This is a genomic window from Streptomyces sp. E2N166 (genome assembly GCF_003671715.1).
Classification (GTDB): Bacteria; Actinomycetota; Actinomycetes; order Streptomycetales; family Streptomycetaceae; genus Streptomyces; species Streptomyces thinghirensis.
Window position 1 is genome coordinate 679670 of the sequence record NZ_RAIF01000006.1, and the last position, 9722, is coordinate 689391.

A 9722-nucleotide genomic window follows, 5' to 3' on the forward strand; every position below is an offset into this window, starting at 1 on the left:
GGGCCAGAACGTGGGCGTCCGCGTCTCGCCGGACCGGCCGCGGGTGCTGGAGGACCTCGTCGGCGGCGACGCCTACTACATCGACGGTCAGGCCCGCTGCTCGATCGGGTTCTCCGTCACCAAGGACGACCAGCAGGGATTCGCCACGGCCGGTCACTGCGGCGCCCCGGGCGCCACCACCACCGGGTTCAACGAGGCCGACCAGGGCACCTTCCAGGCCTCGACCTTCCCCGGCAAGGACATGGCCTGGGTGGGCGTCAACGCCGACTGGACCGCCACCCCGGACGTGAAGGCGCAGGACGGCGAGAAGGTGCGGGTCGCCGGCTCGGTGGAGGCGCTCGTGGGCGCGTCCGTGTGCCGTTCCGGCTCCACCACCGGATGGCACTGCGGCACGGTCCAGCAGCACGACACGAGCGTCAGCTACCCGCAGGGCACCGTCGACGGGCTGACCGGGACGACGGTGTGCGCCGAACCCGGCGACTCCGGCGGCCCCTTCGTCGCGGGCGCCCAGGCGCAGGGCACCACGTCCGGAGGCTCGGGTGACTGCGCCAACGGCGGGACCACGTTCTACCAGCCGATCAACCCGCTGCTCAGCGACTTCGGCCTCACCCTGAAGACCACCTCCGCCTCGGCCGGGACCCCCGCGCCGCAGGACAACGCGGCGGCGGACGCGTGGGCGGCGGGCCGGGTCTACGAGGCGGGGGCCACGGTGTCCCACGCCGGCCTGCGGTACCGGTGCCTGCAGAACCACCAGGCGCAGGGTGTCTGGTCGCCGGAGAGCACACCGGCCCTGTGGCAGCGTGTCTGACGGACGGTGAGCCGCCGTACGGCGGCGGGCGCGGGGCCGCTGCCGGAGGCGGCCCCGCGCCTTCGTCATTCCTCGGCGAGGAACGCGTAGGCGGTGGCGATGAACGGGTCGCGGGCGCGGAACCGCCGGGTGCACACCGCGGCGAGGGCCGTGCCGGTGTCGGGCCGGAAGCCCAGGAACGCCTGCTGGCCGAGGGTGGCGCCGCTGTGGAAGTACATCGGCCCGCCGTCGGTGGGGTGCCGGAACCACGCCGCCGTGTGCACGTGCCGGTGTCCCAGCCCGCGCCTCAGCACCGGCACCCGTACCGCGCGCAGCGCGCCGGCGGCCGGTGAGCCGGCCGGGTCGAGGTGCGCCTCGAGGAAGGCGAGCAGGTCGTACGGGGTGGACCGGACGGCACCGGCCGCCTGGAAACCGCCCGCGTCGAAGGCCGGGACGGGGGTGCGGCCGTCCTTGCGGTGCCCCGTGGCGTCGGTCTTGGGATCCTCCGCGCGCAGGGCCGTACCGTTCAGGCCGAACGGGCGCAGGATGTAAGCGCTGAGCAGGTCCTCCCATGCCGTGCCGGTGGCCGCGGCGACGGCGTGTCCGAGCACGGAGACGCCGTAGTTCGAGTAGTGCCAGCGGGTTCCGGGGCGGTGCTTCGGGCGGTGCCGCAGGAAGGTGCCGGTCAGCCGTTCGGCCGGGTAGCGGGCGTAGGGGTTGGTGCGCCAGGCGGGCAGGGCGCGGGGGACGAAGTCGGCCGGCAGGGCGGGCAGTCCCGACGTGTGGGTGATGAGGTGGGCGAGCGTCACGGGGCCGGGGCCGGCCGGGCGGGTGGGGTCCAGACAGACGGCGGCCGGTTCGCCGCCGGTGAGCACACCGCTCCGGATCAGCCGGGTCAGCAGCAGTCCGGTGAACGTCTTGGAGGCCGACCCGATCTCGTAGCGCAGGTCCTCGCGGGGAACGGCGGGGGGCGGGGCGGTGCCGCCGGTGTGCAGGGTGCGCCGGCCGCGCCGGGAGACGGCGAAGACGACGTCGGGTGCGTCGGAGGCGTCGACGGCGTCGACGAGCCGTTCACCCAGGGCGCCCTTGTCGGCGGGTCCGGGGCGTGCGCGCTCCGGTGGGGCGTCCTCGTCGGTGGGTTCGCCCGGCCAGGGCGTGGGGCGGTCCGTCATGAGCCGGTGTGCGCCAGCTCGGTGAGGGCGCGGGAGGTGGCCAGCAGGGAGGCGAAGGCGGCGACCAGCGTCGGGTGGTAGACGATGTCGAACACCGCCTCGGGATCACCCTCGGGCATCGTCCGTACGGCGGGCATGGCACCGTCGGGCTGCTGCGCGGCGGCGAAGCCCTGCCAGGCGGACTCGTCGAGGGTGGGCCGGGGCAGGCAGGCGTCCACGACGAGGAGTTCGCCGAGCAGGTCCCAGCGTTCGAGGTCCAGCCAGTCGTCGATCCAGACCGGGAGCCAGGTGGCGAGATAGTCGGCGATGGCGGGCGGCAGGCCGTCGGGGTTCTCGCCCCAGTCGGTGAGGTGGAAGACGGTGTGGGTGATGTCGTAGGCCGTGTGGCCCTCGACCGTCCAGGGTTCGGGGGTGCCGGCCAGCCAGGTGGTGGCCACGAGGCCGGCCTCGGGCGGCCGGGCCGTGAGGCCGAAGCGGCGTTGGAAGGCGGACAGGCCCAGGCGCCGGGTCGGTGTCACCGGGAACCGCGTCCAGCTGTCCAGCCGGTGGTTGAGCACCGTGGCCCGCTCCACCTCGGGCTGGCTGTAGCCCAGCTCCTTGAAGGGCAGGTACACCTCGAAGGGGACCGGCGAGAACGGCTCGATGCGCTGCCCGCGCACCAGCATGCGGCCGCCGTCCAGGGTTTCGCGCCAGGTGTGGTCGAGCAGTTGGCGGGCGAGTTGCGCCTGCCGGGAGCCGGCGACGCCCTCGCGGAAGAGCACCTTGCAGATCAGGGCGAGTTCCCCGATCGGCTTGAAGCGTTCCAGGAAGCCGATCTCGGGGTCCACGTCCGGCTCCAGCCGGAAGCCGTCGCGGTGGGCCCACAGCCACTCCAGGGCACCGGCTCCTACGCGGTGGATCAGGCGGGTGTCCGTCATCCCGGCACTCCTTGTCCGGCGCGGTCCACGTCCCTCAGCCGTGCCGTGGTGAGGGCCGCCGCGAACGCCGCCATCAGGGTGGAGTGGTAGCAGTCGGTGAAGGCGTAGGGGGCCGCGCCGTCGGCGGACCCGGCGGCATCCTGGACGGCGCCCTCCTCGGGAATCGCGCCGGAGGTGTGCTGTGCCGCCGCGACGCGCTGCCAGGCGTCGTCCAGGACGGCCGGGTCCGGCGGGCTCGGCACGCTCGCCGCCACTGCCAGCAACTCGCAGCTCAGGTCCCACATCCGGGCCTCCAGGCAGGTGTCGAGCCAGGGCGGCAGCCAGTGCCGCAGATAGTCCGCCAGGTCCGGTGGCACCCCCTGGGCGGCGCGTCCCCATTCGGTGAGGTGGAAGACGACGTGGGTGAGCGCGTAACCGGCCGCGCGTTCGAAGGTCCAGGGTTCCGGCAGGCCGCCCAGCCAGGTGCGTCCCAGCGCCTGCGGTACCCGGCCGTGCGGGCTCAGGCCGCTGCGCCGCTCGGCCTCGATGACGCCGAGCCGCCGGGTGGGGTACTGCTCGGTGAGCCGCCAGCCGCGGGTCCGGGCCACCACGGCGGCGGACGCCTCGTAGCCGGTGTGCCGGCGGCCGGCCGAGGCGAAGGCCGCGTACACCTCCAGCGGGTAGGTGGCGAAGGGCTCCAGCGACTGCATCAGCAGGAACAGTTCGCCCTGGCGGGTCTGCTGCCAGGCGAAGTCCAGCAGGTCGGACACGCGGGTGTGGACCGGGTCCGACGGCGGGGTGCAGGCGGACACGGACGCGCAGACCTGGGCCAGTTCGCCCAGTGGTTTCCAGGTGCGGTTCACCTGGCCGTCGGCGGCCAGCGCGTCGTCGCCGAGGGCGAAGCGGTCGCGGTGGGCCCACACCCACTCCAGTGCGGTCTCCTCGACCTCCCGGACGCTCACAGGAGGACTCCGGCCGGCATCAGCCGTGCCGCCTCCAGTTGCAGGGCCACCCGCGGGTCGCTGCCGCCCATGAGCCGTACGAAGTCGAGGCCCGCCTCCAGACCGAGGCTGTCGGGCACCCCGTCCAGGAGGGTGAGCCAGCGCCCGGCTCCGGCGGCCTGCTGCCAGTCACGGCGGCGTACGGCCCGTACGAAGCCGCGGGCGACGTCCACCGGACGGCGCCGGGCCGCACGGGTCACCGCGCACTCCTCGCCGGGCAGCGCGAGCGGGGCGAGTACGGCGAGCTGGTGGGTGAGCAACTGCCAGCCCGCGTCGTCGAGCCAGCCGGCGCCGGGTTCCGCGCCCGGGTCGTCGGCGAGCGGGTCGGTCAGGGGTTGTTCGAGCCGGCGCAGGGCACGGGCCATGGCCCAGTGGCTCCATACGACGGCGGGGGCCGCGTCGTCACGCGGCGGATGGGCCGCCACCGCGTCCTTGAACACGGCGAGTTGTCCGGGGTCGGGCGGAACGCGCAGGAGGGCGGTGGGCAACAGCGTGTCGGCGCCCAGAACGCGTACCGCCGCACGTGCGACGCCTTCGCCCGCTCCACCTCCGGTGAGGGTGCCCCCCGCTCGCACGTGGTCTCCGCTCCGAAGAGCGGAGACCACGTCGGAAGCGAGGTCCAGCACCGTTCCCTGGAGAAGGGCTGACGTGCTCGACTGCTCCATCTCACTGCTCCCGTCGGTCCGTCAACCCTTCTTCGGGCGCGGGGTCGGCGGCGAAAGCAGCAGAGAGGTACCTCCGGACTGGAGGGCGAGCGCGGCGCACTCGCGGCTGTCGCGGAAGACTCCGTCGGGCTCGGCGGGGTCGAGTGCCGCTTCGATGTCGATGTTCTCGGTGCGGACTTCCTCGAGCACCTTGTCCTTGGAAGGCATTTCACCATCTCCCTCTGGTAGCCAATGGCCTTCACACATCAGGTGTCCGGGAAGTCACAAAACATTCCTCTCTTCTCAAAAATCTCAGGAGATAACTTTTTCAACAAATAGGACATGCATCCATCTACTCCACTCGCCGCAGACGCCACACGTTGTCCTCGCGAAAGCCCTCGTCCCCCTCGGGCGAGGTGCTCGGCCGCCGGACCGTCTCCTTGGCCTCGACGGCCCACTCGCCGTCGGGCAGGGCGAGTTCGTCGAGGACCCCGTCCAGGGTGGGGAAGACCGCGTCGAACGGCGGTTCGGTCTGCCAGGAGGGCCAGCCGGCGTGCAGGACGAGCAGCAGGGTGCCGCCGTGCGCCACGGCCCGCGCGGCGTCGCGCAGGACGGCCTGCCGGTCGAGCGCGACCGGGGACTGCAGATAGTGGGCGCTCACCAGGTCGAACGAGCCCTCGGGGAACGACTGGCCGAGCTCGTGGCGCTCCCAGGAGACGCGGTCACCGACCCCGGCGTCGGCGGCGTGCCCGGCGGCGCGTTCCAGCGCGGTGCCGGAGATGTCCACGCCGGTGACCCGCCAGCCGCGCGAGGCCAGCCACACGGCGTCAGCCCCCTCGCCGCAGCCCAGGTCCAGGGCGGTGCCGGGGGCGAGGTCGCTCGCCTCGCGGACCAGCAGGGCGTTGGGACGGCCGCTCCAGACACGGTCGGTGTCGCGGTAGCGGGCCTCCCAGAACTCCGCGGCGGGGACCGGGGCGGGCGTGTCGGACATGGTGCCTCCTGGGGCGGGCGGGATCGTCTGCTCGGCGGGGCGCGCTACGGCCACGCGCCCCGCCCTGTGCAGGCTGCACCGGCGGACGCCGGACCGACAAAGATCCTTGCCGGTCCGGCAAAAAGCGCCGCCGGTCCCGCCCGTCGGCGCGAGTCAGCGGATCAGGGCGCCGGGCTCGGAGTCCTGGGTGTCGGTGCGCACCCAGACCGTCCGCTGCGGGAACGGGATGTCGATACCGGCCTCGTCCAGGGCGTCCTTGACCCGGCGCCGCAGCTCACGGGTGACGCCCCACTGCTGGAGCGGCACGGTCTTGACCGCGAGGCGCACGAGCACACCGTCGGCGTCCAGGGACTGCACGCCCCACACCGCGGGGTCCTCGAGCAGGAGGTCCTCGAAGTCCGGGTCCTGGCGCAGGCCCCGGCCGGTGTCCTCCAGCACGCGGTACACGGTGTCGAGGTCCGCGTCGTAGGCCACGGCGACGTCCAGGACGGCACGCGCCCATTCCTGGCTGTCGTTGCGGACCCGCAGGATCTCGCCGTTGCGGATGTGCCACAGGCCGCCGTTGAGGTCACGCACGTGCGTCAGCCGCAGGCCGACGTGCTCCACCTCGCCGACGGCCTCACCGAGATCGACCGAGTCACCGACGCCGTACTGGTCCTCCACCATGATGAGCAGGCCGGACAGGTAGTCGGCGACCAGGCTCTGCGCGCCGAAACCGATCGCCAGGCCGACCACTCCGGCACTGGCCAGCAGCGGACCGAGCGCGATGCCGACCTGGTCCAGCACCATGGCCACGCCGACCATGAACAGCACGATGGTCACGGCGCTGCTGAGCACCGAGCCGATCGTGCGGGCCCGCTGTTCGCGACGCTGCCGCGCCCGGGACCGGTCGCGGTGCAGTACGGCGGCCCCGTGGCCCGACCGCCGGGGCCGGCCTCGCTCGGCCTCTCCGGCCGACGGTTCCAGTACTCGCTGGACGACCCGGGTGATGGCCCGCCTGGCCACCACACGCACCACCAGCAGGACGACGACGATGAGCGCGATGCGCAGCGGTATCCCGATCAGTGCCGTGGTGTGGTCGCCGATCCAGCCCGACCACGAGGCCGCCGACTGCGGGTCGGTGGCCGGGCCGGCGGGTGGGGAGGTGTGCGACATCGGCTCAAGTGCTCCGTTCCTGGTGACTGCGTCTCTGCCGTCGGGGCCGCCTACCCAAGGACGGCTCGAACATGACGCCCGGCGCGCTTGGCACGTGCACAGCCGTTTCGCCCGATTGCCCGATATGTCTGGAGGTTGCGTCATCTTCACTCGACACCGGCCCATCACCGGCGCCGGCCCGGGCACCCGGAGGGGAGTCATCCACAGCGGAGGGGGACCTGCGGCGTGGTTATCGTTGCCGTCCTGCTGCTGCCCGGAATGGGGCTGCTGTTGTTCACCATGACGTACCTCGAGGACCGGCTGTTCGGCGATGGGGGCCAGGCCCGGCACGCCCGGCGCCGGCACCTGCGTCTCCTTCCGGGCGGCAGAGCCGGGGAGGTCCGGCCGGCCCGGAACCCGGAGCCGGCCCGACACCGCTCACCCGACCGGGACGCCGCCTGACGAGGCCGGTCCCGCCGGCACGGCTCCCCGGCCGGTCCGCGGGCGCCGGCTCCGGCGCTCGGGGCGCCAGGTGGCCACCAGCGCCGCTGCGAGCAGGAGTTCGGCGATGTCCCCGGCGTAGTACATGATCTCCGCGCCCTGCTGGACCTGGTCGACGGGGGCGTGGATGTGGACGAGGAATCCGCCGTACATCGCCTGGGCGATCAGGGCGTGGGCGGCGATCGCGACGCCCAGGTACACCAGCCGGGCCGGGACGCCGGGCCGTGCCGGAGCGGGGTCGGGGCCGGCGACGGCGTGCGCGAAGAGGCATCCGGCGGCCAGGAAGTGGGCGTTCATCAGCCAGTGCCCCGCGGGGTGGCTCATCGCCGTGTCGTACAGCGGGGTGAAGTACAGCGCCCCCAGGGTGCCGGTGCTCAGCGCGAGCGCCACCGCGGGGTGGGTGAGCAGGCGCGCGGGGCGGCCGTGCAGCAGGGTGGTCACCCGGCGGGCGCCGGCCGGTGGCAGGGTGCGGAGCGCCAGGGTGACCGGCGCGGCCAGCACCAGTGCCAGCGGGGCGTACATGCCGATCAGCATGTGCTGGGCCATGTGCCCCCGGAAGTCGTGGTGCGCGGCCGGTCCCAGCGGTGGCAGCAGGGCGACGGCCAGTAGCGCCAGCCCGCCGAGGAACGCCGCCGAGCGCCAACCGCTCCAGCCCTGCACGGGATTGCGGCGGCGCGCGCGGCGTACGGCGAGCAGGTAGCCCCCGGCCGCGGCGAGGACGATCGCGAGGACCAGCACGGTGGGTACCGCGTCGAGTACCCCTTCGCCGCTGCCGGAGCCGTCGTGGGGCACGGGGTGGCTGCCATCGTGTGCGCCGCCGTGTGTGCCGTCCATCAGGCCTGGCCCCGGGGCCTCGCGGTGCCACGGGGGGCATCGGGGTCGAAGGGCTGTCCGCCGCGCTGGAGCAGATGACCGCCGACCAGGAAGAGGGCCCCCAGGGCGAGGAAACCGGCGTCCCACCATGCCTGGTGCGGGCCGGCGTAGACATGATGGATGCCCAGGATGTGGTGGTCGAGAACACCTTCGACCAGGTTGAACAGGCCCCAGCCGACGAGGATCCAGCCCCACAGCACCCGCGAGGCCCACACCGCCCGCCGGTTGTGTGTGACCCGGGCGTACAGGAGGCCCAGGCCGAGCAGCACGGCGATCCAGCACACGGTGTGGAAGACGCCGTCCCACACCGTGTTCATCTCCAGCCCGGAGACGGTGTTCGGGTTGTAGTACTTCACACCGATGCGGTCGTCGTTGGTGCTGGTGAGCATGTGGTGCCATTGGAGGAGCTGGTGGAGCAGAATGCCGTCGACGAAGCCGCCGAGTCCGACCCCGAGGACGATGCCCGGCAGCCGGATGCTGTCCGGTGCCGTCGTGGCCGCTCGGGTGTCACCTGTCGTGCTGGCCATCGCCTGTACTCCGTCCCGTCGGCGGTGTGCGCGGACCTACGGGACACGGTTTCCCGTTCGGCGGGCCGGTGTCACCCACTGGCGGGATCGTTCCGCCGTTTCGCGTCAGCCTCCTCGATGGCTCGCATCACCCTTGCGGCGGAGCTACGAGGGGGTCTGCGGCACGTCCGCCTCCCGCAGCCGATGGCCGAGCCGGCGCAGGCCGCGGCGGGCGTGGCTCTTCACCGTGCCGAGGGGCCACCCGGTCAGCCGGGCGATCTGCGTGTGCGTCAGGTCGTCGTAGAAGGCGAGGCCGAGGACACGGCGCTGCGGTGCGGGCAGCTTGGCCAGCTCCTGGCCGACGACCACCCGGTCGAGTACGGCTTCCGGCCGGTTGGCCGTGTCGTACGCGGTCTGCGCGAGCCGGGCGCCGGCCGCCGCGACGAGGTCGGCGCGCCGGGTGCGGGCCGACAGCGCGTCGGCGATCTTGCGCCGGGCGATGCCGACCAGCCAGCCGGCCAGTACGCCGCGCGCGGGCACGAAGGTGTGGCGGCCCCGCCATGCGGCCAGGAACACGACCTGGGTGACGTCCTCCGCCTCCCGAGCGTCGCCCAGCGCCCGCTGCGCCAGCGTGAACACGAGGCCGCTCCATCGGTGGTAGGCGGCCACCAGGCACGCCTCCTCGCCGCGCACGAACCCTTCGGCCAGTTCCTCCTCGGCGAGCGGTTCCGCGGCCCCCGCCGGCGAGAGGGGCGGAGCGGGGGCGGGCCCCCCGGTGGGCCAGTGTGCGGTCATGATGGCTGCTGCTCCTTCACGAGTCGTCCGGGCGGCCGGCCCGGCTGTTCCGGCTGCTCCGGCTGCTCCGTCCGACGCGGACACCTCCGACCGCCCCAGCCTGAAAGGACGGCCACGGGCGGGCAACTCGCAGCGACTGTGCGTCGTATGGTGTGGGGGTGCCCGGAGTGGAAGGTGTGAGCGACGACGGCGCGGGGCCGGGCCCGGCGGACGACGTCGGCGTCACGACCGGCGCCCTGGCCCGACGGCTCGGCGTGTCACCGACGACGATCAGATCATGGGACCGGCGCTACGGGCTGGGTCCGGCCGATCGGGAAGGCGGCCGGCACCGGCGCTGGCGGGCGGCGGACATCGCGGTGCTGGAGGAGATGTGCCGGCTGACCGCCACCGGGATACCGCCCGCCGAGGCCGCACGCGCGGCG

13 protein-coding genes are annotated in these 9722 nt (G+C 73.5%); 3 read left to right on the top strand and 10 right to left on the bottom strand.

What is annotated here, in order from left to right; translation table 11 throughout:
- On the top strand, nucleotides 1–808 hold an 808-nt coding region (locus EBH09_RS03525), incomplete at its 5' end, for a carbohydrate-binding protein (RefSeq protein ID WP_153182600.1).
- A 65-nt stretch (nucleotides 809–873) separates the two neighbouring features.
- Here the strand turns inward: EBH09_RS03525 and EBH09_RS03530 are convergent.
- The 7 genes from EBH09_RS03530 to EBH09_RS03560 all read right to left on the bottom strand — a co-directional run bounded on the left by EBH09_RS03530 (nucleotide 874) and on the right by EBH09_RS03560 (nucleotide 6646).
- The gene (locus tag EBH09_RS03530) at nucleotides 874–1959 is read right to left on the bottom strand and encodes a serine hydrolase domain-containing protein (protein WP_121745540.1); all 1086 of its coding nucleotides are present in this window, start codon (nucleotides 1957–1959) and stop codon (nucleotides 874–876) included.
- Nucleotides 1956–2876, bottom strand: coding sequence for a hypothetical protein (locus EBH09_RS03535; protein WP_121745541.1), 921 nt, complete (start codon nucleotides 2874–2876; stop codon nucleotides 1956–1958). Before EBH09_RS03535 ends, EBH09_RS03530 begins: the two co-directional genes overlap by 4 nt.
- The gene (locus EBH09_RS03540) at nucleotides 2873–3817 is read right to left on the bottom strand and encodes a hypothetical protein (RefSeq protein WP_121745542.1); all 945 of its coding nucleotides are present in this window, start codon (nucleotides 3815–3817) and stop codon (nucleotides 2873–2875) included. Before EBH09_RS03540 ends, EBH09_RS03535 begins: the two co-directional genes overlap by 4 nt.
- Nucleotides 3814–4521, bottom strand: a complete 708-nt coding sequence (locus EBH09_RS03545) for a hypothetical protein (protein WP_121745543.1) — start codon at nucleotides 4519–4521, stop codon at nucleotides 3814–3816. The genes EBH09_RS03540 and EBH09_RS03545 overlap by 4 nt, the downstream gene beginning before the upstream one ends.
- A 21-nt stretch (nucleotides 4522–4542) precedes the next feature.
- A complete protein-coding gene (locus tag EBH09_RS03550; RefSeq protein ID WP_121745544.1) occupies nucleotides 4543–4728 on the bottom strand; it encodes a hypothetical protein in 186 nt (61 codons plus the stop codon).
- 124 nt (nucleotides 4729–4852) lie between these two features.
- Nucleotides 4853–5491, bottom strand: coding sequence for a class I SAM-dependent methyltransferase (locus EBH09_RS03555; RefSeq protein WP_121745545.1), 639 nt, complete (start codon nucleotides 5489–5491; stop codon nucleotides 4853–4855).
- 153 nt (nucleotides 5492–5644) lie between these two features.
- A complete protein-coding gene (locus EBH09_RS03560) occupies nucleotides 5645–6646 on the bottom strand; it encodes a mechanosensitive ion channel family protein (RefSeq protein WP_121745546.1) in 1002 nt (333 codons plus the stop codon).
- Nucleotides 6647–6871: 225 nt separating this feature from the next.
- On the opposite strand from EBH09_RS03560, the gene EBH09_RS03565 reads away from it, so the two are divergent.
- Complete coding sequence (locus EBH09_RS03565; protein WP_121745547.1) at nucleotides 6872–7087, top strand: hypothetical protein; 216 nt, start codon at nucleotides 6872–6874, stop codon at nucleotides 7085–7087.
- Here the strand turns inward: EBH09_RS03565 and EBH09_RS03570 are convergent.
- The 3 genes from EBH09_RS03570 to EBH09_RS03580 form a co-directional block, all read right to left on the bottom strand.
- Nucleotides 7064–7960 (bottom strand): cytochrome c oxidase assembly protein, encoded by an 897-nt coding sequence (locus EBH09_RS03570; protein WP_121745548.1) that lies wholly within the window; start codon nucleotides 7958–7960, stop codon nucleotides 7064–7066. The genes EBH09_RS03565 and EBH09_RS03570 overlap by 24 nt on opposite strands.
- Nucleotides 7960–8526: a DUF2243 domain-containing protein gene (locus tag EBH09_RS03575; protein WP_121745549.1), complete on the bottom strand. Its 567-nt coding sequence runs from the start codon at nucleotides 8524–8526 to the stop codon at nucleotides 7960–7962. The genes EBH09_RS03570 and EBH09_RS03575 overlap by 1 nt, the downstream gene beginning before the upstream one ends.
- Before the next feature lie 144 nt (nucleotides 8527–8670).
- Nucleotides 8671–9300 carry a sigma-70 family RNA polymerase sigma factor gene (locus EBH09_RS03580; protein WP_121745550.1) on the bottom strand — a complete coding sequence of 210 codons (630 nt, stop codon included), beginning with the start codon at nucleotides 9298–9300 and terminating at the stop codon, nucleotides 8671–8673.
- A 167-nt stretch (nucleotides 9301–9467) separates the two neighbouring features.
- Between EBH09_RS03580 and EBH09_RS03585 the strand changes: the two genes are divergently transcribed.
- On the top strand, nucleotides 9468–9722 hold a 255-nt coding region (locus EBH09_RS03585), incomplete at its 3' end, for a MerR family transcriptional regulator (protein ID WP_121746214.1).